Origin of the sequence: Paracoccus denitrificans (assembly GCF_900100045.1) — a bacterium.
Lineage (GTDB): Bacteria > Pseudomonadota > Alphaproteobacteria > Rhodobacterales > Rhodobacteraceae > Paracoccus > Paracoccus denitrificans.
The window spans coordinates 73,715-97,398 of record NZ_FNEA01000017.1; the positions used below are offsets into that span (position 1 = coordinate 73,715).

Below are 23,684 nucleotides of genomic sequence, written 5' to 3' on the forward strand. Positions count from 1 at the left end.
GCCTGCGGGGCTTTAGCGGGTGACCGCCAGCCGCATGCGCGCCTCCATGCGCCGGGCCAGAAGCGACAGGGGCCAGCACAGGACGAAATAGAGCGCGGCCACCGTGCCGAAGACCAGGAACGGCTTGAAGGTCGCGTTGTTGATGATCTGACCGGCACGGGTCAGTTCGGTGAAGCCGATGATCGAGGCCAGCGAGGTGCCCTTGATCAGCTGCACCAGGAAGCCCACGGTCGGCGCGGTCGCCAGCCGCATCGCCTGCGGCAGGACGACATGGCGCATCCGGTCCTTGTAGGACAGCGACAGCGCCGTGGCCGCCTCGGTCTGGCCCGGCGGCACCGCCTCGATCGCGCCGCGCCAGATCTCGCCCAGATAGGCGCTGGCATGCAGCGTCAGCGCCACGGCCGCGGCCAGCAGCGGGTCGATGGGCAGGCCGACGACGGCCAGGCCGAAATAGACCAGGAACAGCTGCATCAGCAGCGGCGTACCCTGAAAGACCTGGATGAAACCGGCGGCGATGCGGCGACGCAGCCTGCCCTGCGCGGTCCGCGCCAGGGCGACCGCCAGCCCGCCCAGGGCGCCGCCCAGAAAGGCGATGGCGGACAGGATCAGCGTCCAGCGGACGGCCGAGACGATGAACATCAGGTCGGCAGAGGAAAATTCGCGGATCATCTCAGCGGCTCGCGGGATAGGTGAAGAAGACGCGGCGGATGGCGCCGAACATGGTCGAGAAGCCCAGCGCCAGCAGGAAATACAGGATGGTCAGCACCAGATAGATCTCGAAGCTGGCAAAGGTGCGGGCGTTCAGGTCCGCCCCCGCCGAGGCAAGGTCGTTGGCCGAGATGATCGAGACCACGCTGGAGGTCAGCATCAGATAGATGAACTGGCTGGTCAGCGAGGGATAGATGTTGCGCAGCGCCGGGATCATCACGACATGGCGAAAGATCTGCACGGGGCTGAGGCCAAGCGCCCGTCCCGCCTCGATCTGGCCGCGGGGGATCGATTCGATGCCGGTGCGGATGATTTCGGTGCCATAGGCGCCGACATTGACCACCAGCGCGACCAGCGCGGCGGTGTTCGGCGACATGCTGATGCCGGCGGCGGGCAGGCCGAAGAAGATGAAGAAGATCTGCACCAGGAACGGCGTGTTGCGGATCACCTCGACATAGACATCGGTCAGCCAGCGCAGCGGCCGGATGCCCGAGGTCTTGGCGACCGCGCCCAGGACCGAGACGATCAGCCCCAGCACCATGGCCATCAGCGACAGCCGCACCGTCAGCCAGGCGCCGTAAAGCAGCAGGTCGAGGTTGCCGAAAACTGGCTGGAAGTTGAACTGATACATCTGCCCTCCCCTGCGGATGTGTCGATTCCTGTGATTTAGAACGATCTAAATCCAGCAAATGCAAAAGTCAACCCGCATCCGAGCCGCTGCTCTCCCGGACCACCAGGCGCGGCGCCAGGATCGAGCGCTCGACCGGCGCCCCGGCATCGGCCAGCCGCCGGGCCAGCAGGCGCGCGGCGGCAACGCCGATCCCCGCCGGGTCCATGGCGACGCTGGTCAGCGGCGGATAGGTCAGCTCGGCCAGCGGCAGGTCGTCCAGGCCGACCACCCCCATGTCGCGCCCCGGTTCCAGCCCCGCGCGGCGCAAGCCCAGCATCAACCCGGCGGCAAGCACGTCGTTGAAGCACAGCACCGCCTCGGGCCGGCTTCGCAGCGCCAGCACCTCGGCCGCCGAATGCGCCGCGCCTTCCCAGGTCAGGTCGGCCTCGACGATGCCGGCATCCGTGGCGCCGGTCTCGGCCAGGGCGCGGGCAAAGCCGGCCAGCCGCTCTTCGCGCGCCGAGGTGCGGGCGCTGACCGACAGGAAGGCGATGCGGCGGCGACCGAGGCCGACCAGATGCTGCACGGCCAGCCGCACGCCCTCGATATAATCCGCGCCGGCATAATCGGTGGCGTCGCGGCCGATCTCGCGCAGCGATTGCACGACCGGCAGGCCCCAGCGGCGCATGCGCGCGGGCAGGTCCGGGTCTGTTCCCGCCGCCGGGCACAGGATCACGCCATCGACGCCATGGCCGCGAAAGCGTTGCAGGATCTCCTCCTGCCGCCGTGGGTCGTCCTGGCTGTTGGCCAGCAGCACGACCCGGTCGTCCTCGCCCATCACCCGCTCGACGCCGGCCAGGAACTCGGTGAAGAACGAGTTCACCAGATTCGGCACGATCACCCCCACGGTGCGGCTGCTGTTGTTGCGCAGCCGCGCGGCGCCGATGTCGCGGACATAGTCCAGGTCGGCCATCACCTGCTCGACCTTTTCGCGGGTGTGATCGGCGACCAGGGGCGATTTGCGCACGACCAGCGACACGGTGGCGCGCGACACGCCGGCGATCCGTGCGACCTCGTCCAGCGTGACCCGTTTGCGCTGCATGGCGATCCCCCTTCATGGCTCTCTCATGGGATTCGTGCCGGGAGGCGGGATGTCAAGCCCGCAGCGGATCGCCCTTCAACGCGGCGGGCCGGCGAACCGCTGGATCGCTGCCAGGATCGCCTGGAAACTGCGCCGTGCGCGGTCGCTGTGGCGGCGGGCGCGCAGATAGCCGTGAGGCAGCTCCGGTTCGTTGCGCCAATGCGCCGCGACGCCCTCGGCCCGCAGCCGCCGCACATAGTCGCGCCCGTCGTCGCGCAGCGGATCGACATCGGCGGTGACGACGAATGCCGGCGCCAGCCCGGCAAGGCTGTCAGCCTGCAAGGGATGCGCCAGCGGATCGACGGGGCCTTCGCCATGCAGCGCGGCGTGATAGCCGGCCAGATCCTCGGTCCGCAGCAAGGGCGCCTCGGCATTCTCGCGATACGAGGGCGCGCTGCCGTCGCCGCCAAGGCCGGGATAGACCAGCACCTGCCCCAGCGGCTGCCGCGCGCCGCGCCGCGACAGGCAAAGCGCGGCGGCCAGCAGCCCGCCCGCGCTGTCGCCCGCGATCACGGCGGGGCGGTCCAGCGCATCCCAGACCGCCTGCACATCCGCAATCTGCGCCGGCCAGCGATGCTCGGGCGCCAGCCGATAATCGACCGCGACGACCTGCAAGCCGGTGGCGTCGGCGATCTCGGCGCAGACATCGTCATGGCTGTCGAGCCCGCCGACCACGAAACCGCCGCCATGCACATAGACGACCGCCACCGGGATATCCGCACCGTAGATGCGGCAGGGCACGCCGCCGATCCGGCGATCCTGGACCGGCAGGCCGGGCGGGCGCGGGGCGCGAAAGACGGCGCACATCGCATCGTAGAAGCGCCGGTTGTCGGCGGCGCTGGCGCCGTTCGCCTCGGGCGGATAGGCGGCCTCGGTCCGGGCGATGAAGTCCAGCACCTGCGGGTCCGTGATCATGCCGCGCCCTCGGCGATGCGACCCTCGGCAATCCGGCGCGTCAGCCAGTCCGGGTCCATCTGCGGCACCGAGGCCAGCAATTCACGCGTATAGGCATGGCGCGGCGGGTCCAGCACCTCGGACCTCAGGCCCTTGTCCATGACCCGCCCGCCCTTCATCACCACCACCTCGTCGGCGATGGCGCGGACGGTGGCGATGTCATGGGTGATGAACATGTAGCTGACGCCGGTTTCGTCCTGCACCTTGCTGAGCAGCCGCAGGATACCCTCGGCCACCAGCTGGTCCAGCGCGCTGGTCACCTCGTCGCAGATGATGAATTCGGGGTCGGCGGCCAGCGCGCGGGCAATGCCGATGCGCTGCTTCTGCCCGCCCGAAAGCTCGGCCGGCAGGCGGTCGAGAAAGCGCGCCGGTTCCAGCTCGATCTGTTCCATCAGTTCATGCAGCCGCGTCTCGCGTGCGCGGCCGGTCAGGCCCAGGTAGAATTGCAGCGGCCGCGACAGGATCTGCCGGATGGTCTGGCGCGGGTTCAGCGCCGTGTCGGCCATCTGGTAGATCATCTGCACCGCCCGCTTCTGTTCCAGCGTGCGCTGCGCCAGGCGCGGCGGCAGGGGCGTGCCGTTCAGCGCGATGCTGCCCGCGCGCGGCGGCAGAAGCCCGGTGATCGCCCGCGCCGCGGTGGATTTGCCCGAACCGGATTCGCCCACCACCGCCACGGTCGCGCCGCGCGGGATGTCGAAGCTGACCTCGCTGAGCACGTCCAGCGAGGAATAGCCCGCCGTCACCTCGCGGATGCCGATCGTCGGCGCGCTGGCCTGCGGCAGGGTGCGCGGCGGCCGGCGGAACTCGCGCACCGCCCAGAGCGAGCGGGTGTAGTCCTGCGCCGGCGCCTCGATCATCCGGCGGGTCGGCGCATCCTCGACCTCGCGGCCGTGGCGCATGACCTTGATGCGGTCGGCCATCTGCGCGACCACGGCCAGGTCGTGGGTGATGTAGATCGCCGCCGTGCCGGTGGTTTCGACCGCCTGCCGGATCGCCGCCAGCACGCCGATCTGCGTGGTCACGTCCAGCGCCGTCGTCGGCTCGTCGAATACGATCAGGTCGGGCTTGCAGGCCATGGCCATCGCGACCATCGCCCGCTGCAATTGCCCGCCCGAGACCTGGTGCGGAAAGCGCAGGCCGAAATTCTGCGGATCGGGCAGGTGCATGGCGGCGTAAAGCCGGCGCGCGAAATCCTCGGATTCGGCGCGGCCCGCCGTGTGGTGGATCGCCGGCCCCTCGCAGAACTGGTCCAGAAGCCGCCATGCCGGGTTGAAGCTTGCCGCCGCCGATTGCGCGACATAGGCGACGCGACGGCCGCGAAAGGCGCGGCGCTGGCGCTCGGGCAATTGCAGCAGGTCGGTGCCGTCGAAGATCACCCGCCCACCGGCAAAGCGCAGCCCGCCCTGCGCGAAACCCAGCGCCGCAAGGCCCAGCGTGGACTTCCCGGCCCCGGATTCGCCGATCAGCCCGACGACCTCTCCCTTGGCCACCTGCAGGTCCGCGCCGTGCAGGATCGGGGTCCAGCCTTCCTCGCCCCGCGCCTCGACCTTCAGCTTTTCGATGTTCAGCAGCATGGTTCAGTCCTTCAGACCCGAGGCGCGGTGCAGCATCCAGTCCACCACGAAATTGACCGAGACCGTCAGCACCGCGATGCAGGCGGCGGGCAGAAGCGGCGTGACGTCGCCAAAGGTGATCAGCGCCGCATTGTCGCGCACCATCGCGCCCCAGTCCGCCATCGGCGGCGGCAGGCCGAGGCCCAGGAAGCTGAGCGCCGAGATGGTCAGGAACACAAAGCAGAAACGCAGCCCGAACTCGGCGATCAGCGGCGCCGAGATGTTCGGCAGCACCTCGCGGCTGATGATCCACCATGTCCCCTCGCCGCGGAGCTGCGCCGCCTCGACATAGTCCATCACCATGACGTTCATCGCCGTGGCGCGGGCCAGGCGAAAGACCCGCGTGGAATCGAGGATCGCCACCACGACGATCAGGTTCGCCACCCCCGGCCCCAGCGCCGACAAGGCCAGCAGCGTCAGGATCAGCGCCGGCACCGCCATCAGCACGTCGACCAGCCGCGACAGCGCCAGATCGACCCAGCCGCCCAGGGCGGCTGCCAGAAGGCCGGCCACGCTGCCGATGCCGAAGGCCAGCGCCGTGGTCACCAGCGCCACGCCCACGGTGTTGCGCGCACCCCAGATCAGCCGCGACAGCATGTCCCGGCCCAGCGTGTCGGTGCCAAGGGGATAGGCGGCGCTCCACGGCTCGAACTGGGCGCCGACGATCTGCGCCTCGGCATGGGGGGCCAGCAGCGGCGCGAACAGCGCGATCACGGCATAGGCGGCGATGACCAGCACCCCCAGGATCGCGGTCGGCGGCATGGTTTTCAGCATCCGTATCATGGCCTTACCTCGGATGCAGCAGGCGCGGGTTCGTGGCGATCGCCAGAACGTCGGCCAGCAGGTTCAGCAGGATATAGACCGCGGCAAAGATCAGCGCGCAGGCCTGCACCACGGGAATGTCGCGATTGGTCACGCTGTCCACCATCAACTGGCCAAGGCCGGGATAGACGAAGACCACCTCGACGATGACGACGCCGGTGATCAGCCAGGCCACGTTCAGCGCCACCACGTTGACGATGGGCGCCAGGGCATTCGGCAAGGCGTGGCGGGTGACCACGCGCCAGCGCGACACGCCCTTCAATCGCGCCATGGTGACATAGGGCGCGCCCAGCACGTTGACGACCGCCGCCCGCGTCATCCGCATCATGTGGGCGGTCACCACCAGGACCAGCGTGATCGCGGGCAGGAAGGCGCGGCCCAGCATCTCGGCCAGACGCGGCGAGGCGCCGGGATCGGCGATCGAGGGGAACCAGCCCATCCTGACCGACAGCCAGAACATCAGGATGTAGGCGATGAAGAATTCGGGAAACGAGATCGCCGACAGCGTCGCCACATTGGCGATGCGGTCGAACCAGCTGCCGCGCCACAGGGCGGCGAGCAGGCCCAGCCCCACCGCCAGCGGCACCGCGATCACCGCGGCATAGGCGGCCAGGAACAGGGTGTTGCCCAGCCGCGCGGCCAGCAGGTCCGCCACCGGCCGGCCGTTGGCCAGCGAGCGGCCGAAATCGCCGCTAAGCACGCCACCGACCCAGTCGAGATAGCGCCAGGCCAGGGGTTGGTCGAGGCCAAGCTCGCGCCGGAAGGCCGCGACGGTCTCGGGCGTGGCGGACTGGCCCAGCACCTGCTGGGCGATGTCGCCGGGCAACAGGCTGACGGCCAGGAAGATCAGCACCGAGATGACGAACAGCGTGAATACCCCGATGCCCAGCCGGCCCGCGATCATCCGCAGGATGGGCCGCCGCCGGGCCTCGGCGGCGCTCATGCGGTGGCCTCCTTCTGGCGGATCGGGCGGATGCCGGCGCCGGCATGGTCGGGATGCGGCGCGCGGTCCTGCGCCGCCACCCGGTCCAGCGCCTCCAGCAGCGCCGGCGGCATCGGGATGGCGCGGCCCTCGCCGGTATCGACATGCAAAAGCATATGCTCGCCGGTCGCGACCTCGGTCCCGTCCTGGCGCAGGATGGCGTGATGCAGGCGGAAGCGTTTGGCATCATGGCCCAGCAGCCGGGTCTCGACCGTCAGCAATTCGCCCGCCTTCACCTCGGCCAGATGGCGGATATGGGTCTCGACCGTATAGGCCGAGCGGCCCTGCGCCCGGTAATCGGCATCCAGCCCGATATGGATCAGGAAGGCGTCGGTCGCATCCCCCAGCACCTGGAGATAGCGGAATTCGGTCATGTGGCCGTTGTAATCGACCCAGCCGCCGGTGACGCGGGCCTGATGGATGCGCAGCGGGTAGCCGCTGGCCGGCGCGGGCTGGCGGGCATAGAAACCGTCCTCCTGCGCGCGCACGGTCTGGCCGACGCCCCAATCGTTCGCCTTGAGCGCCTGGAAGATGCCGACCAGGTTGTCGTCACGGATCCGCTCCAGCTCGCGGATCGAGTGCTGGCCCGACTGCGCGTCGGACTGGCCGGCGATGCGGTCGATCAGCGCATCGTCAAGGTCGGGCACATCCATCAGCTTGGTCCAGGGCCATTTCAGCGCCGGGCCGAACTGGCCCAGGAAATGCCGCATCCCGGCCTCGCCGCCGGCGATGCGATAGGTCTCGAACAGGCCCATCTGCGCCCAGCGCAGGCCGAAGCCGAAGCGGATGATGTCGTCGATCTCTTCGGTGGTGGCGATGCCGTCATGCACCAGCCACAGCGCCTCGCGCCAGACGGCTTCCAGCAGGCGGTCGCCGATATGGGCGTCGATCTCGCGTGCGATCCGCACCGGCTTCATGCCGATTTCGGTCAGGATCTCGCAGGCGCGCCCGGCCGCTTCGCCGCCGCCCACGACCTCGACCACCGGCAAGAGATAGACCGGGTTGAACGGATGGGCGACGAGGATGCGGCCGGGATGCCGCGCCCCCTGCCGCAATTCGGACGGCTTGAAGCCCGAGGTCGAGGAACCGATCAGCGCCGTCTCGGGCGCGGCGGCCTCGATCTCGGCGATGATGCGGTGCTTCAGGTCCAGCCGCTCGGGCACGCTTTCCTGGATATAATCGGCACCCGCGACCGCCTCGGCCACCGATCCGGCCCAGAGGATGCGCCCCGGCCGGGGCAGCGGCGCCTGGAACAGCTTTTCCCAGGCGCGGGTCGCGTTCGCCAGCACCTCGCCGACGATGCGCTGCGCCTCGGGGTGGGGATCGTGGACCGCCACGTCATGCCCCGAGAGGATGAAGCGGGCGATCCAGCCGCCGCCGATGACCCCGCCGCCGATTGCCGCGATCTTCATGCCTGCCACCACCGTTCCACGATCTTCCAGCCGTCGAGGAAGCGGTTCGACGCCACCTCGCCATGCGCCACCTTGTCATTGGCCACGTCGATATAGTTCACGAAAATCGGGATGATGGTGCCGCCGTCCTCGGAAACCAGCCCCTGCATCTCGCGATACATCTCGGCGCGCAGGCCTTCGTCCAGCTCGGCCCGCGCCTTCAGCAGCAGTTCGTTGAATCGCTCGTTGTCCCAGTGGCTTTCGTTCCACTCGGCGCCCCGGGCATAGACCAGGCTGAACATGTCGTCCTCGGTCGGGCGGCCGTTCCAGTAGCTGACGCAAAAGGGCTTCTTCAGCCAGACATTCGACCAATAGCCGTCGTCCGGCTCGCGCTTGACGGTCAGGTCGATTCCAGCGGCCTTGGCCGATTGCTGGAACAGCTGCACCATGTCCAGCGCCCCGACCGACGCCGCGTCCGAGGCGGAAATCTCGACCTTCAGCCCCTCCATGCCGGCCTGTTTCAGGTAATGCTTCGCCTTGTCCGGGTCATAGGCCCGCTGCGGCAGGTCGGCGGCAAAGAAGCGGTTCGCCGGCGCGATGGGACTGTCATTGGCGATCTGGCCATGGCCGCGCAGCACCTTGTCCAGCACCTCCTGCCGGTCGATGGCGTATTTCAGCGCCAACCGCAGGTTCGGATCGGTAAAGGGCGCCTGGTCGCAGAACATCGGCATGGTGTAATGCGCGGTCCCCGTCACCTCGACCAGTTGCAGGCCCGGCCGGCGCTGCAACAGGTGCAGGGTAGCCAGGTCGGGCGAGTTGATGACATCGACCTCGCCGGTCATCAGCGCATTCTGCCGGGCGGTGGCATCGTTGATGGTCAGCAGCACCGCCTCGTCGAACCAGGCGCGGTCGGGCTTCCAGTAGTCGTCGCGGCGCTTGAGCGTGATGCGCACGCCCGGCTCGAAGTTCTCCAGCACATAGCCGCCGGTGCCCAGACCCGACTGCCAGTCCAGCGTGCCGTCCTCGTTCGCCGGCATGATGACGAAGTGATAGTCCGAGGTCAGATAGGCGAAATCGGCATTGCCCGAGGTCAGTTCGAAGACCACGACATTGTCGCCATCGGCGCGGATTTCCTTGACCTGCTCAAGCGAGCCCTTGGCGCCGGACTTGGTATCGGCGCCGCGATGATGGTCGAAGGACGCGATCACGTCCCTGGCCGTGAGCTTGCGCCCGTCCGAGAAGGTGACGCCGTCCTTCAGGCGGAAGGTCCAGACGCGGGCCTCGGCATCGGGCTCGAACTCGGCCAGTTCGGGCACGGCCTGGCCCTTGGCGTCGATCTCGACCAGGTTGTTGCAGACCGCCAGCATCGCCGTCACCACCGGCCCCGCGGCATAGGTCGCCGGGTCCAGCGTGTCCGAGGTCGCGCCGCCCAGATGGCCGATGCGCAGCCTGCCGCCGCGCCGCGCCTCCTGCGCGCGCGCGCCGCGCGGCAGGATCAGCCCCGCCGCCGCCATGCCTGCCGCGCCGGCCAGCAAGCCCCGCCTGGTCAGCCCCTGCCCCGTCGGATTGAAACTCATGATGGACCCCCTGTCTGTTTTTGGATTGGTTCTGTTTATGGATCGGTTCGGCCTGCGGCTCAGCGCCGGGTCAGCTTCAGCTTGTCGCGCACCTCCTGCGGGCCGAGGATGCGGCAGCCCATGGCATTCAGGATCGTCGCCGCCCGTTCGACCAGATCGCCGTTGCGGGCCAGCACGCCCTTGTCCAGCCAGATGTTGTCCTCCAGCCCGACGCGCACATTGCCGCCCGCCAGCGCCGCCTGCGCCACATAGGGAAGCTGCATCCGCCCGATCGAGAACATGGAATAGACCCAGCCCGGCGGGATGTTGTTCACCATCGCCATCAGGCTGTTCGGATCGGCCGGCGCGCCATAGGGGATGCCCATGCACAGCTGGATCATCACCGGGTCGTCGATCAACCCCTCGTCCACCAGCGTCTTGGCCAGCCACAGATGGCCGGTGTCGAAGACCTCGATCTCGGGCCTGACCCCCGCCGCCTGGATGCGCGCGGCCATGGCGCGCAGGGTGCCGGGCGTGTTGGTCATGACGTAATCGGCCTCGGCGAAATTCATCGTCCCGCAATCAAGGGTGCAGATCTCGGGCAGCAATTCCTCGACATGGACCAACCGCTCGCTGGCGCCGATCAGGTCGGATTGCGGCGACAGCGGCAACGGCGCCTCGGCCGAGCCCAGCACGATGTCGCCGCCCATGCCCGCCGTCAGGTTCAGCACCACGTCGGTGCCGGACGAGCGCACCCGCTCGACCACCTCGCGATACAGCGCCGGATCGCGTGAAGGCGCGCCGGTCTGGGGGTCGCGCACATGCACATGGGCGATGGCCGCGCCCGCATTCGCCGCCTCGATGCAGGCCTCGGCGATCTGCTTGGGCGTGACCGGCACCAGGTCGGATTTCTTGTGGCTTTGTCCCGATCCGGTCACCGCGCAGGTGATGAAGACGTCACGGTTCATTCATGGCTCCGGCAATGTGTGATTTCATCGCAGCCTGACAGCAATTCCGCTGGCATGATGTGCATTTTCAGCCATAATCTTTTCCTATGTCGCCAAAATCGCCACTGCATCTGACCTTCGTGCTGTTCGACGGTTTCTCGAACATGGTGCTGGCCAGCGCCATCGAGCCGCTGCGGGCGGCGCGCGACCTGTCGGGGCGGCGGCTATTTTCCTGGCAGGTCGGCTCGCTTGACGGCGGGGCGGTGACCAGTTCCTCGCGGCTGGCGATCTCGGTCGATCTGCCGCTGGAGCGGGTGGGGGCGACGGATGCGCTGATCCTCGTCTCGGGCTACGGCATGCGCGACCATCTGCAGCGCGCTTCGGTGCAGGCGGTGCTGCGCAAAGCGCGCGGCCTGCCGGTGGTCGGCGGCCTTGATACCGGGGCATGGCTGCTGGCGCAGATGGGCCTGCTGGCCGGGCGCCGCGCCGCGATCCACTGGATGGAGCGCGAGGCGCTGGCCGAAGCTTTCCCCGAGATCACCGTGGTGCCCGACCCCTATGTCACCGACGGCAACATCGTCACCTGCGGCGGCGCGCAAAGCGTGCTCAGCTGGTCGCTGGACCTGATCGGCGCGCAGGCGGGCGAGGCGCTGCGCTTCGACGTGGCGAACATGTTCGGCCGGGTGATGGGGCGCAGCACCGATCCGGTGGAATGGCAATTGCCCAGCCGCATGACCGACAGCGCCCTGCCATCGTCGCTGCAACGCGCCATCGTCGCCATGCGCGAAACGGCCGAGCAGCCCTTGCCCCTGCCCCGCATCGCCGAGCGTGCGGCACTGTCGCTGCGCAGCATGGACCGGCTGTTCCGTGCCCACCTGGGGCTGTCGGCCGGCGGATATTATCGGCAGATCCGGCTGTCCCATGCGCGGGCGCTGGCGCTGGAAACCAAGCTGACGCTGGGCGAGATCGCCTCGCGCACCGGCTTTTCCTCGCCCGCGACGCTGGCGCGCGCCTATCGCCGTGCCTTTGGCGAGACGGTGCGGAAAACCGCGGCGCGATAACGGTCAGAGGGCGGCCAGACCGGCGCCGAGCCCATCAAGCAGGTCGCGCCGATCCTCGAGCCCGACCGAAAGGCGCAGCAGCCCATCGCCGATCCCGGCGCGGTGCCGCGCCTCGGCGCCCATGCTGACATGGGTCATGGTCGCTGGATGGGCGATCAGGCTTTCCACCCCGCCCAGCGAATCCGCCAGGGTGAAGACCCGCACCGCCTCGACGAGGCGGCGCACGGCGGGCAGGCCGCCTTGCAATTCGAAACTCAGCATGGCGCCGAAGCCGTGCTGCTGGCGCGCGGCAAGGGCATGGCCGGGATGCCCGGACAGGCCGGGATAATGCACCGCCGTCACCTCGGGCCGGTCGCGCAGGAACTCGGCCACCACCATGGCGCTGGCCTGCTGTTGCTCGATACGGGCGAAAAGCGTGCGGATGCCGCGCAGGGTCAGGAAGGCATCGAAGGGCGAGCCGACGCTGCCGGTGATGTTGGCCCATTCCGCCAGCGCCTCGGCATCCTCGGCTCGCGCGGCAATCACGGCGCCACCCAGCACGTCGGAATGGCCGTTGAGGTATTTGGTCGTGGAATGGATCACGAAATCCGCGCCAAGCAGCAAGGGTTGCTGCAAGGCGGGCGACAGGAAGGTGTTGTCCACCGCCACCCTTGCCCCGGCCTCGTGCGCCCGCACTGCCAGCGCAGCGATGTCCGTCACCCGCATCAGCGGGTTGCTGGGCGTCTCGATCAGCAGAAGCGCCGGGCGCTCGGCCAGCGCCGCGGTCATGGCGGCCGGATCGCCAGGATCGACCAGCGCCAGCCGAAAGGCGCCGCGGTCGCGCCGCGCCGTCAGCAGCCTTTGCGTGCCGCCATAGCAGTCATGCGGCGCGACGATCAGCCCGCCCGGCAGCACCTGCGCAAGCAGCAGGTCCAGCGCCGCCATGCCCGACGAGGTGACGACGGCGCCCGCGCCATGCTCCAGCCCGGCCAGCGTCTCGGCCAGCAGGTCGCGGCTGGGATTGCCGGCGCGGGTATAGTCATAGCCGCGCGTCCGGTCGAAGCCGGCAAAGGCATAGCTGGTGCTGAGATAGATCGGTGGCACGATGGCGCCAAAGGGATCGCGGCCGCCCACGCCGTTGGCCGCCGCGATGGTGCGGTCGCGCGGTTCATCCCCTGCCATCGCAGCCTCTTTTTCCGGGCCGGCCCCACCCGGCCAAAGCTGCAATGGCCCACCGTCGCCGGTGGCCCGATAGGCCGAAATCCCGAAACTGCCATTCGCTCATCGGGTTGTCCTGCGCTTCCCGTCGACCCCCGCCGTACCACGGATGGGCGCGATGGGGATCGGTCCTGTTCCGGCATGAGGATGGCATTCTGGAACAGGGCAGGCAAATTCATTATATTTCACTTACCAGCAATAATCCTGCATTCATTCATGGACATCAATCAGGCCCGCACCTTTCTTGAGATCGTGCATTCCGGCAGCTTCGTTGCTGCCGCCGAGCGACTGAACATCACCCAGACCGCGGTCAGCGCACGCATCCGCACGCTTGAGGAAAGCCTGGGCCGGCGCCTGTTCATCCGCAACAAGGCCGGCGCGCGGCTGACACCAGCGGGTGAGCGCCTGGTGCGCCACGCCACCGCCATGCTGCAAGTGTGGGAGCGGGCGCGCCAGCAGGTCGCCCTGCCGCCGGGTCGCAGCGCGGGCGTGCATCTGGGCGGGGAACTGAGCCTGTGGCATCCTTTGCTGGCCGACTGGCTGGTCTGGATGCGCCGCGAATGCCCCGACATCGCGCTGCGGGCCGAGGTGGACGGTCCCACCAACCTGATGGCGCGGGTGCAGGAGGGCTCGATGGACGTGGCGGTGCTCTACAATCCGCCCCCCACGCCCCATCTGGTCAGCGAATTGCTGGCCGAGGAAAAGCTGGTGCTGGTGACCAACGCCCCCGACCGGCGTTTTCGGGCCGAGGATTTCGTCCTTGTCGATTGGGGTCCGAATTTCGCCGCCAGTTTCGAGGCTTCTTTTCCCGAACTCGGCAGCCCGCCGGTCTCGATCTCGCTGGGGCCTCTGGCGCTGACCTATCTGCTGACGGTGGGCGGCTGCGGCTATTTCCGGCTGGGCATCGTCCGGCCCTTCCTGGCCGACGGGCGGCTGGCACTGGTGCCCGGTGCGCCGGAATTCTCGCATTCCACGCATATGGTCTATGCCCATCATGGCGATGGCGACGTGCTGGAGCGAGTGCGAACCGGGTTGAAAAGCGTCGCAGCCGCGCCGTTGAACCTGCAGCAAGCCACAGAAATCGCGCCGCGATAGGCGCGCGGCAGGCCGCGAAGCCGGGATTTCCGTCGATCGAACCGCGGCCTTGGCATATTCAATGATCGAGGTGTCTCGAAGCGATCAGGACTTCGCTGCGCGCATGGTGCATCTTTTTTATTTACTAGTATGCAAGTATGCAATACAGGACAGGCAGGGAGAAGAATCATGTCCATGCAACCGAATATCGACTTCACGCTTTCGACCGCGCCGCAGGTCTATGAGTGGTTGCGGGACGCGATCCTGCGCGGCGAACTGCCGCCCGGCTCGCGCCTGAGCGAGACCGAGATCGCCAACCAGGTCGGCGTCAGCCGCCAGCCGGTGCGCGAGGCATTCATCCGCCTGACATCGGACGGGCTGGCAGAGGTCAGGCCCCAGCGCGGCACCTATATCCGACGCATCTCGGTCTCGGCGGTGCTGTCGGCACGGCTGATCCGCGAGGCGGTCGAAAGCGACCTGATCCGTATGCTGGCCGAGCAGGCCGACGACAGGCTGCTTGCCCGCCTCGACCAGGAGATCGAGGAACAAAGCGTCGCCGTGGCACGCAACGATGCCGAAACCTTCGTGCGGCTGGACGACCGCTTCCACCGCCTGCTGGCCGTGGCCGCCGGGCAGGAGGCGGTCTGGGAGGTGCTGGAGGGGCTGAAGTCGCAGATGAACCGCCTGCGCTATATCACCGCGCGCACCTTCGACATCCAGAAGCTGATCGGCCAGCACGCCGAGATCGTCGAGGGCCTGCGCAACCACGACCCGGCCCTGGCCGAACAGGCCATGCGCCGCCACCTGCGCGAATTGCTCAACGACCTGCCCGAGATCTCGCGCAGCCGTCCCGAACTTTTCATACCCTGACCCGCATCATCCCGGAGGAGAACGATGATCACCCTGAACCGTCGCCGCTTTGCGGCGCTGGCCGTGGCATGCCTGACCGCCGCTTCCGCCATGGGCGCCTCGGCCGCCGAACTGACGCTGAAGCTGGGCCATCTCGCGAACGAGCAGAACTCCTGGCACAAGGCGTCGCTGAAATTCGCCGAAGAGCTTGACCGCCTGACCGAAGGCCGCATCGCCGTCGAGGTCTTTCCCAACGACTCGCTGGGCCGCGAGATGGACCTGATCAACGGCATGCAGCTGGGCACGGTCGAAATGACCATCACCGGCGAAAGCCTGCAGAACTGGGCGCCGATGGCGGCTTTGCTGGCCATTCCCTATGCCTATCAGTCGCTTGAGCACATGGACGAGGTTGCCGGCGGCGAGATCGGCAAGGAAATCGAAGCGCAGATCGTCGAACGCGCGCAGGTTCGCCCCATCGCCTATTTCGCCCGCGGCCCGCGCAACCTGACCGCGAACCACCCCATCACCACGCCGGCGGAACTGAACCGGATGCGGCTGCGGGTGCCGAACGTGCCGCTGTTCGTCGACACCTGGACCGCGCTTGGCGCCCAGCCGACGCCGATGGCTTTCTCGGAAGTCTTCACCTCGCTGCAGAACGGCACCATCGGCGGGCAGGAAAACCCGCTGGCGCTGATCCAGGCCGCCTCGCTGAACGAGGTGCAAAGCCATGTGAACCAGACCGAGCATGTGCGCTCCTGGATCTACCTGACCATCGCCGAGCAGGTCTGGCAGCGTCTGCCCCCGGAGGATCAGGCCCATGTGCTGGAAGCCGCCCGCATCGCGCAGGAGTTCGAGCGCGAGCAGTTCCTGCAAGACGAGGACGCCATCCGCGCCGATCTGGAGGCCAAGGGCATGACATTCGTCGAGGTCGACCAGAAAGCCTTTGCCGACGGCTCGCGCGATGCGGTGATCAAAAGCGTCGATGACAGCATCCGGCCCGTCGTCGAGGAATTGTTCAACCATTGATCGGAACCGGGCGATCGCCGCTGCGCCCTTTCCGCGCACGGCGCTCGCCCCCAAGGGTTTGAAACGGATGAGAAACCTGGCACTCTTGCAACGCGGCATCGCGGCAGCCAGCCGGTTGGCGGTGGGCGTCGCCTTCTTCGCGCTGATCGCGGTGGTCACGCTTCAGATCGCCACCCGGACCTTCGGCCTGCCCTCGCCGGTCTGGACCGAGGAACTGTCGCGCTATCTGCTGCTCTACATGACCGCCTTCGGCATCGGCCTGTCGCTGATGACGGGCGAGTTGGTGAACGTCGACCTGGTGCAGGAAACCGTCTCGGAAGCCCGCGCCTGGTGGATGCGGCTGATCGCGGCGATCTGCACGGCGGCGCTTGGCGCGGTGATGATCTGGCCGGCCTGGAAATTCACCCAGATCGGCGCCTTCCAGCGTTCGCCCAGCCTGCGCTGGCCGATGGACATCATCCACGCCTCGGTGCTGGTGCTGTCCGTCCTGCTTTTCCTGTTCGCCCTGCTGCGGGTGATCGGCATGATCGCCGGCTCCGACGACGGGCGCCCCCATCTTGCCGAGGAGGAATGAGCCCTTGGATCTTTTCCTGCTTCTGACCACCTTTTTCGTGACCCTGGCGCTTGGCGTGCCGGTCGCGGTCTGCCTTGGGCTTTCGTCGCTGGCCTATATCCTGTCGGCGGGGCTGCCGGTCGTCATCATCCCGCAGCGCATGTATGCGGGCATGGACGTCTTTGTCCTGCTGTGCATCCCCGGCTTCATCCTGGCCGGCAACCTGATGAATTTCGGCGGCATCACCGAGCGTATCATCCGCCTGGCCAACGCCATGGTGGGCTGGATGCGCGGCGGGCTGGCCATGGCGAACGTCGCGGATTCGATGATGTTCGGCGGCGTCTCGGGCACGGCGGTCGCCGATGTCGCGGCGACCGGCGGCGTGATGATCCCCGGCATGAAGAAATCCGGCTATCCCGGCGATTTCGCCGCCGCGATCACCGCCGCCTCGGCCACCGTGGGGCCGATGCTGCCGCCCAGCGTGCCGATGATCATCGTGGGCGCGCTGTCGGGGATCTCGGTCGGCCAGCTGTTCCTGGCCGGTGCGGTGCCGGGCGTGCTGATGGGCATCGGCATGGCGATCACCTGCTATATCCTGGCCGTGCGCCGCAACTATCCGCGCCAGCAATGGCAGGGCTTCGGCGAGCTGATCGCGGCCTTCCTCGCCGCCTTCTGGGCGCTGGCCATGACCGGGCTGATCATCGGCGGCCTGCTGACCGGCATCGCCACCCCGACCGAGACCGCCATCGTCGCCTGCCTTTACGCCTTTGTCGTCGGCGCCTTCGTCTATCGCGAGCTGCCGATCCGCGCGGTGCCGCGCATCGTCGTCAACAGCGCGATCTCCTCGGCCGGCATCCTGGCGCTGGTCGGTTTCGCCAACGTCTTCGGCTCGATCCTGGCATCCGAGCGCATCCCGCAGATGCTGGTCAGCACCGTGCTGGCGATCACCGACAACCCGATCCTGGTGATCCTGCTGATCAACGTGCTGCTGTTGTGCGTCGGCATGTTCATGGAAACCATCGCCGCGCTGATCATCCTGTTCGTGCCGCTGCTGGGGCTGGCGACCAGCGTCGGCATCGAGCCGCTGCATTTCGCCACCTTCGCGGTCCTGAACCTGATGATCGGCCTGACCACGCCGCCGGTCGGGGTCTGCCTGTTCGTCGCCTGCAACATCGCACGCGAACCGCTGGCCAAGGTGATCAGCGCGGTCATCCCCTTCCTGATCTCGAACATCGTCGTGCTGCTGCTGGTATCCTACTACCCGCCCTTTGCCACCTGGCTGCCGACGACGCTGATGGGGAACTGACATGACACAGGACATCGCCTGCCGCCTGCACGCGGCCCACGACCTGCGGATCGAGCCCCTGCTCGATCCGCAACCCACCGAGGGCGCCGCCCTGGTCCGCGTGTTGCGGGGCGGCATCTGCGGCTCGGACCTGCATTACTACCACGACGGCGGCTTCGGTCCCGTCCGGGTACGCGAGCCCATCGTGCTGGGCCACGAAGCCGCCGGCGTGGTCGAGGCTGCGCCGGAGGGGTCCGGCCTGGTTCCGGGCCAACTGGTCGCCCTGTCGCCCTCGCGCCCCTGCGGCGAATGCGAATATTGCCGCGCGGGGCAGGAGCGGCATTGCCTGGCCATGCGCTTCAACGGCTCGGCCATGCGCTTCCCGCATGAGAACGGCTTCTTCCGCAATCGGCTGTATCACCCCGTCGAGCAATGCCTGCCGCTGCCCGAGGGGGCAAGCGCCCAGGCCGCCGCCGGGGCCGAGCCGCTGGCGGTCTGCCTGCACGCGCTGAGCATGGCGCCCGACCTTGCCGGCCAGCGGGTGCTGATCACCGGCGCCGGTCCCATCGGCGCGATCTGCACCGCGCTGGCCCGCCTGCGCGGCGCGGCCGAGGTCGTGGTGACGGATGTGCAGGATTTCACGCTGGAGATCGCCCGCCGCATGGGCGCCGACCGGGCGGTGAACGTGGCCGGGCAACCCGACGCCCTGGCCGATCTGGCCCAGGGCAAGGGCCGCATCGACGTGGTCCTGGAATGCTCGGCCAATCCCCATGCCATCGCGCAGGCCATCGGCGTGACGCGACCGCAAGGCACCGTGGTGCAGATCGGCGTCGGCGGCACCCTGCCCCTGCCGCTGAACCTGATCGTCGCCAAGGAGCTGCGCCTTGTCGGCACCCACCGCTTCGACAGCGAGTTCGCGCAGGCCGTGCGCATGATCGGCGCGGGCGAGATCGACCTGTCGCCCATGGTCACGCAAGTCCTGCCCGCGGCCGAGGCGCAGCGCGCCTTCGACCTTGCCGGCGACCGGGCGCAGGCGGTCAAGGTGCAGCTGGACTTCGGAGCCTGAATCCATGCCGGTGATCACCGAGATCGAGGATCTGCGCCGCCTGCACCGGCGGCGTGTCCCGCGCATGTTCTATGACTACGTCGATGTCGGCGCCTGGACCGGCGGCACCTATCGCGCCAACCGCGCCGATTTCGAGCGCATCCTGTTCCGCCAGCGCGTCGCCCGGAACATCGAGGCCCGCACCCTTGCCACCACCATGCTGGGCCAGCCGGTCTCGATGCCCCTGGCCTTGGCTCCGGTGGGCCTTTTGGGAATGCAGCACCCGGACGGCGAGATCTATGCCGCCCGCGCCGCGCAGGCCGCCGGCGTTCCCTTCACGCTGTCGACCATGTCGATGTGCTCGCTCGAGGATATCGCGCAGGCGACGGGGGCACCGTTCTGGTTCCAGCTCTACACCCTGCGGGACGAGGAGTTCCTGGAGGATATCCTGGACCGCGCCCGCCGCGCCGGGGTGACGGCGCTGGTGCTGACGCTGGACCTGACCATCCAGGGCCAGCGCCACAAGGATCTGAAGAACCGCATGACCGCGCCGCCGCGCCTGACGCTGCCCAACCTGATCGACATCGCGCTGCATCCCCGCTGGGCGCTGGGAATGCTGGGCACGCGCCGGCGCAGCTTCGGCAATATCGTCGGCCATGCCCGCGGCGTCGAAAGCCTGGGTGACCTGATGGACTGGACCGCGCGCCAGTTCGACCAGCAGCTGGACTGGGGCCGGGTCGAGCAGATCATCCGCAAATGGGGCGGGCCGGTGATCCTGAAGGGCATCAACGACCCCGAGGACGCGCAGCGCGCGCTGGATACCGGCTGCGACGCGATCCTGGTCTCGAACCATGGCGGGCGGCAGCTGGACGGCGCGCCCTCGACCATCCGCGCGCTGCCGGCGATCCGCCGGGCGGTCGGGCCGGACTTTCCGCTTTATCTCGACAGCGGCATCCAGTCGGGACAGGAGGCGCTGAAGGCCATCGCCAGCGGCGCGAACGGCGTCTTTGTCGGCCGCGCCTTCACCTATGGGCTGGGCGCCATGGGGCAAAGAGGCGTCGAGGCGGCGCTGGCCATCCTGCGCCGCGAAATGGACATCACCATGGCGCTGTGCGGCGTCAACGACATCAAGGATTTCGGTCCCGGCTGCCTGTGGCCGGACGACCGCGGCAATGCCGCCTGAAGAACAAGGAAAACGTGAATGCGACATACCTGGCGCTGGTTCGGCCCCAAGGATCGGGTCTCGATCGACGACATGCTGCAAGCGGGGGTCCAGGGTGTGGTGACCGCCCTGCACCACGTCCCGACCGGGACCGTCTGGTCCCCCGCGGAGATCGCCCGCCGGCAGGCCGATCTGGCGGCGATGACCGACGGCGCGCCCTCGGGCCTGAAATGGGAAGTGGTCGAAAGCCTGCCGGTCAGCGAGGCGATCAAGACCCAGACCGGCGACTGGCGGACGCATGTCGCGAACTGGATCACCTCGATGCGGCACCTGAAGGACGCGGGGATCGAGGTGATCTGCTACAACTTCATGCCGGTGCTGGACTGGACCCGCACCGACCTGGCCTGGCGGAGGCCGACCGGCGCGCGCTGCATGCGCTTCGACTTCACCGATTTCGCCGCCTTCGACATCCATATCCTGCAGCGCAAGGGCGCGGCCGAGGATTTCCCAGACGAGATCCGCGAGGAAGCCGCCCGCCGCTTTGCCCAGATGGACGAGGCCCGGCGCGAGCAGCTGGCCGGCAACGTGGTCTTCGGCCTGCCCGGCGCGGCCGAGCACTTCACCCTGGAGGACGTGCGGGCGCTGCTGGAAAGCTATGCTCCGGTGACGGACGCGGTGCTGCGCCGGCATTTCCACGACTTCCTGGAACAGGTCGTCCCCGTCGCGCAGGAGATCGGGGTGCGGCTGTGCTGCCATCCCGACGACCCGCCCTTCGGCCTGCTGGGCCTGCCGCGCGTCATGTCCACCGAGGCGGATTACGCCGAGCGCATGGCCGCCGTGGACCTGCCGGCGAACGGCATCACGCTTTGCTCGGGCTCGCTGGGGGCGCGGCCGGACAACGACCTGCCGGGCATGATGGAGCGGCTGGGCGACCGGGTGCATTTCCTGCACCTGCGCAACGTGCGCCGCGACACCGATGCCATCCGGGGCTCGTTCTTCGAGGATGAGCATCTGGGCGGCCAGACCGACATGGTGACGCTGATCGCCGCCGTCCTGCGCGAAGAGGCCCGCCGCCGCGAAGCCGGCCGCGCCGATGCGGTGATTCCGATGCGCCCCGACCACGGGCAGGACATTCTGGACGACATCGGCCGCGGCGGCCAGCCCGGCTATCCCGCCATCGGCCGGCTCAAGGGTCTGGCCGAGCTGCGCGGGGTAGAGCTGGCGCTGAGCCACGGGGCGCGGCCATGATGAGCCCGCGCCTGACCGGGCTGGCCGACCTGCCGCCCGGTGTCGAGCGGCCGCGCTATGACCACGCGGCGCTTGGCATCGGCATCCTGCACTTGGGTCTGGGCGCCTTCCACCGCGCGCATCAGGCAGTCCATACCGACGACGCGCTGGCGGCCGAGGGCGGTGACTGGCGCATCCTCGGCGCCAACCTGCGCAGCCGCGACATCCCCAAGGCGCTGAACGCGCAAAACGGGCTGTTCACCGTGCTGGAACGCTCGGTCAGCGACCGGGCGCGGGTGATCGGCGCGCATGGCCCGGCCATCGGCGGCGACGCGGCGGCGATCCTGCGCGCCGCCTGCGATCCGGCAATCCGCATCCTGTCGCTGACCGTCTCGGAAAAGGCTTACGGGATCGACCGCACCGCCATGGATGCCGATCCGGCCCATCCGGCGGTGGCCGCCGATCTGGCGCAGCCGCAGGCGCCGCAGGGCGTGCTGAGCATCATCGTCGCCGCCCTGGCGGCGCGGCGCGAGGCCGGAACCGCGCCCTTTGCCGTGCTCAGTTGCGACAACCTGCCCGACAACGGCGCGTTGCTGCGTGCGGGCGTGCTGGGCTTTGCCCGCCGCCGCGACCCCGGTCTGGCCGGCTGGATCGCCGATCATGTCGCCTTTCCGGCGACCATGGTGGACCGCATCACCCCGGCCACGACCGAGCGCACCCTGACCGATGTCGAGGCACTGACCGGCCATCGCGACCTGGCCGCCGTCGAGACCGAGCCCTTCAGCCAATGGGTGATCGAGGATCATTTCCCGCAGGGCCGCCCGACATGGGAGGCCGGCGGCGCGCTGTTCGTCCAGGACGTGCGCCCCCATGAGGCGATGAAGCTGCGCATGCTGAACGGCAGCCATTCGCTGATCGCCTATGCCGGGCAGATGCTGGACCTGCCCCATGTCCGCGACGCCATGGCCGACCCGGCGCTGACCGCGCTGGTCCGCCGCCACATGCAAGCGGCGGGCGCGACCCTGCCGCGAGGCGCCGGGCTCGATCCCGAAGCCTATGCCGCGGCGCTGCTGGCGCGCTTTGCCAACCCGGCCATCGCCCACCAGACCCGCCAGATCGCCATGGACGGCACCGAAAAGCTGCCGCAGCGCTGGTTCGCCCCCGCAGCCGAAGCGCTGCAAGCCGACGGCGACGCCCGGCCTTTTGCCTTCGCCACCGCGATCTGGCTGGCTTGGCTGACGACGCAGGAACAGGCGCCGGACGATCCGCGCGGCCCGGCCCTGCTGGAACTGGCCCGCAAGGCAGGCGAGGACGACGATACCCTGACCCGCTCGGTCCTGGCGCTGCCGGGACTGGCGCCGCCGGAACTGGCGGGCAATGCCGGTTTCACCCAGGCGGTGCGCCGAACCCTCACCCATATCCGCCGCGACGGGCTGCGCGCGGCCATGGCGACGGAGCTTGCATCGTGACCGGCAAGGCGATCCTTTCTATCGGCGAGGCGATGGTCGAGCTGTCGCCCTCGGGCCAGGACGGGCTGTGGCGGCTGGGCATCGCCGGCGACACGCTGAACACCGCCTGGTATCTGCGCCGCCTGCTGCCGGCCGATTGGCGCATCGCCTATTGCAGCCGCGTGGGCACCGGCGAGTTCTCGCAGCAGATGGTCGATTTCCTGACCGTCGAGGGGATCGACGCCACCCATGTCGGCCGCGACCCAAGCCGCGAGATCGCGATCTATGCCATCTCGCTGAAGGATGGCGAGCGCAGCTTCAGCTATTGGCGCGACACCTCGGCGGCCAAGGGGCTGGCCGACGATCCGACCGCGCTGGCCGCGGCGCTGGCGGGCGTGGGCATCGCCTATTTCTCGGGCATCACCCTGGGCATCCTGCCCCAGGCCGGCCGCGCCGCACTGATCGGGGCGCTGAAAGCCGCCCGTGCGGCGGGCACGCAAGTGGTCTTCGACCCCAACCTGCGGCCCAAGCTGTGGCCGGACATCCCCACCATGCGCCGCGAGATCGAGGCAGCGGCAGCCATCGCCGATCTGGTCCTGCCCAGCTTCGACGACGAGCGCGGCTTTTTCGGCGATGCCGATCCGCAGGCGACGGTGGCGCGCTATCTGGCGCGCGGGGCCGGGCAGGTCGTGGTCAAGGCGGGCGGCGACGCGATCCGTTATGGCGGGCGCGAAGGCGAGGGGCTGGTCGAGGGGCTGACGCGCGAGGTGCCGGTGGACACCACATCGGCCGGCGACAGCTTCAATGCAGGCTATCTGGCGGCGCGGCTGGCGGGGGCAGACATCCCGGCCGCCATCCGCCGGGCGCATGACCTCAGCCGCGTGGTGATCCGCCATCGCGGCGCATTGGTGCGCGAGGCCGTCGCGCGGGGCTGACCCGCGCGCACATTACCGGCCGGGCTATGGCGGGCAAAGCCGCCGCCGCGCGCCCCTGCGGGCTCGACTCCATGCCGAAAATTGTATATCAATCGATT

The 23,684-nt window shown here is 68.6% G+C and carries 22 protein-coding genes; 11 read left to right on the forward strand and 11 right to left on the reverse strand.

The window, feature by feature from the left end; translation table 11 throughout:
• Window positions 1-12 precede the first annotated feature (12 nt).
• The 10 genes from BLT64_RS15830 to BLT64_RS15875 form a co-directional block, all read right to left on the reverse strand.
• Window positions 13-669 carry an amino acid ABC transporter permease gene (locus BLT64_RS15830; protein WP_011751298.1) on the reverse strand — a complete coding sequence of 219 codons (657 nt, stop codon included), beginning with the start codon at window positions 667-669 and terminating at the stop codon, window positions 13-15.
• A gap of 1 nt (window position 670) precedes the next feature.
• Window positions 671-1,339 carry an amino acid ABC transporter permease gene (locus BLT64_RS15835; RefSeq protein WP_011751297.1) on the reverse strand — a complete coding sequence of 223 codons (669 nt, stop codon included), beginning with the start codon at window positions 1,337-1,339 and terminating at the stop codon, window positions 671-673.
• A gap of 67 nt (window positions 1,340-1,406) precedes the next feature.
• Complete coding sequence (locus BLT64_RS15840; RefSeq protein WP_011751296.1) at window positions 1,407-2,420, reverse strand: LacI family DNA-binding transcriptional regulator; 1,014 nt, start codon at window positions 2,418-2,420, stop codon at window positions 1,407-1,409.
• Window positions 2,421-2,495: 75 nt separating this feature from the next.
• Window positions 2,496-3,374 (reverse strand): alpha/beta hydrolase, encoded by an 879-nt coding sequence (locus BLT64_RS15845; RefSeq protein WP_011751295.1) that lies wholly within the window; start codon window positions 3,372-3,374, stop codon window positions 2,496-2,498.
• A complete protein-coding gene (locus tag BLT64_RS15850; protein WP_011751294.1) occupies window positions 3,371-4,987 on the reverse strand; it encodes an ABC transporter ATP-binding protein in 1,617 nt (538 codons plus the stop codon). Before BLT64_RS15850 ends, BLT64_RS15845 begins: the two co-directional genes overlap by 4 nt.
• Window positions 4,988-4,990: 3 nt before the next feature.
• Entirely contained in the window at window positions 4,991-5,809 is an 819-nt protein-coding gene (locus BLT64_RS15855) for an ABC transporter permease (RefSeq protein WP_011751293.1), read from the reverse strand.
• 4 nt (window positions 5,810-5,813) lie between these two features.
• Complete coding sequence (locus tag BLT64_RS15860; protein WP_011751292.1) at window positions 5,814-6,791, reverse strand: ABC transporter permease; 978 nt, start codon at window positions 6,789-6,791, stop codon at window positions 5,814-5,816.
• Entirely contained in the window at window positions 6,788-8,242 is a 1,455-nt protein-coding gene (locus BLT64_RS15865; protein WP_011751291.1) for a carnitine 3-dehydrogenase, read from the reverse strand. Before BLT64_RS15865 ends, BLT64_RS15860 begins: the two co-directional genes overlap by 4 nt.
• Window positions 8,239-9,798: an ABC transporter substrate-binding protein gene (locus BLT64_RS15870; RefSeq protein ID WP_011751290.1), complete on the reverse strand. Its 1,560-nt coding sequence runs from the start codon at window positions 9,796-9,798 to the stop codon at window positions 8,239-8,241. Before BLT64_RS15870 ends, BLT64_RS15865 begins: the two co-directional genes overlap by 4 nt.
• A gap of 59 nt (window positions 9,799-9,857) precedes the next feature.
• Window positions 9,858-10,745 carry a beta-keto acid cleavage family enzyme gene (locus BLT64_RS15875; protein ID WP_011751289.1) on the reverse strand — a complete coding sequence of 296 codons (888 nt, stop codon included), beginning with the start codon at window positions 10,743-10,745 and terminating at the stop codon, window positions 9,858-9,860.
• Between the two features lie 86 nt (window positions 10,746-10,831).
• Here BLT64_RS15875 and BLT64_RS15880 point away from each other — a divergent pair, with 86 nt between their 5' ends.
• A complete protein-coding gene (locus BLT64_RS15880) occupies window positions 10,832-11,785 on the forward strand; it encodes a GlxA family transcriptional regulator (protein ID WP_011751288.1) in 954 nt (317 codons plus the stop codon).
• Between the two features lie 3 nt (window positions 11,786-11,788).
• On the opposite strand, the gene metB is transcribed toward BLT64_RS15880, so the two are convergent.
• Window positions 11,789-12,946 (reverse strand): cystathionine gamma-synthase, encoded by a 1,158-nt coding sequence (metB, locus tag BLT64_RS15885; protein ID WP_011751287.1) that lies wholly within the window; start codon window positions 12,944-12,946, stop codon window positions 11,789-11,791.
• A 252-nt stretch (window positions 12,947-13,198) separates the two neighbouring features.
• On the opposite strand from metB, the gene BLT64_RS15890 reads away from it, so the two are divergent.
• The 10 genes from BLT64_RS15890 to BLT64_RS15935 all read left to right on the forward strand — a co-directional run bounded on the left by BLT64_RS15890 (window position 13,199) and on the right by BLT64_RS15935 (window position 23,586).
• Complete coding sequence (locus BLT64_RS15890; RefSeq protein WP_041530745.1) at window positions 13,199-14,077, forward strand: LysR family transcriptional regulator; 879 nt, start codon at window positions 13,199-13,201, stop codon at window positions 14,075-14,077.
• Window positions 14,078-14,245: 168 nt separating this feature from the next.
• Window positions 14,246-14,926: a GntR family transcriptional regulator gene (locus tag BLT64_RS15895; protein WP_011751285.1), complete on the forward strand. Its 681-nt coding sequence runs from the start codon at window positions 14,246-14,248 to the stop codon at window positions 14,924-14,926.
• A 24-nt stretch (window positions 14,927-14,950) separates the two neighbouring features.
• Window positions 14,951-15,931 carry a TRAP transporter substrate-binding protein gene (locus BLT64_RS15900; RefSeq protein ID WP_011751284.1) on the forward strand — a complete coding sequence of 327 codons (981 nt, stop codon included), beginning with the start codon at window positions 14,951-14,953 and terminating at the stop codon, window positions 15,929-15,931.
• 67 nt (window positions 15,932-15,998) lie between these two features.
• Window positions 15,999-16,505, forward strand: coding sequence for a TRAP transporter small permease (locus BLT64_RS15905; RefSeq protein WP_011751283.1), 507 nt, complete (start codon window positions 15,999-16,001; stop codon window positions 16,503-16,505).
• 4 nt (window positions 16,506-16,509) lie between these two features.
• On the forward strand, window positions 16,510-17,790 hold the full coding sequence (locus BLT64_RS15910) for a TRAP transporter large permease (RefSeq protein ID WP_011751282.1): 1,281 nt from the start codon (window positions 16,510-16,512) through the stop codon (window positions 17,788-17,790).
• A gap of 1 nt (window position 17,791) precedes the next feature.
• Window positions 17,792-18,835: an L-idonate 5-dehydrogenase gene (locus BLT64_RS15915; protein ID WP_011751281.1), complete on the forward strand. Its 1,044-nt coding sequence runs from the start codon at window positions 17,792-17,794 to the stop codon at window positions 18,833-18,835.
• Between the two features lie 4 nt (window positions 18,836-18,839).
• Window positions 18,840-19,997, forward strand: a complete 1,158-nt coding sequence (locus BLT64_RS15920; RefSeq protein WP_011751280.1) for an alpha-hydroxy acid oxidase — start codon at window positions 18,840-18,842, stop codon at window positions 19,995-19,997.
• 18 nt (window positions 19,998-20,015) lie between these two features.
• Entirely contained in the window at window positions 20,016-21,224 is a 1,209-nt protein-coding gene (gene uxuA / locus BLT64_RS15925) for a mannonate dehydratase (RefSeq protein ID WP_011751279.1), read from the forward strand.
• Complete coding sequence (locus BLT64_RS15930) at window positions 21,224-22,672, forward strand: mannitol dehydrogenase family protein (protein WP_041530744.1); 1,449 nt, start codon at window positions 21,224-21,226, stop codon at window positions 22,670-22,672. The genes uxuA and BLT64_RS15930 overlap by 1 nt, the downstream gene beginning before the upstream one ends.
• Window positions 22,669-23,586 (forward strand): sugar kinase, encoded by a 918-nt coding sequence (locus tag BLT64_RS15935; RefSeq protein ID WP_011751277.1) that lies wholly within the window; start codon window positions 22,669-22,671, stop codon window positions 23,584-23,586. Before BLT64_RS15930 ends, BLT64_RS15935 begins: the two co-directional genes overlap by 4 nt.
• The last annotated feature ends 98 nt before the right edge of the window (window positions 23,587-23,684 follow it).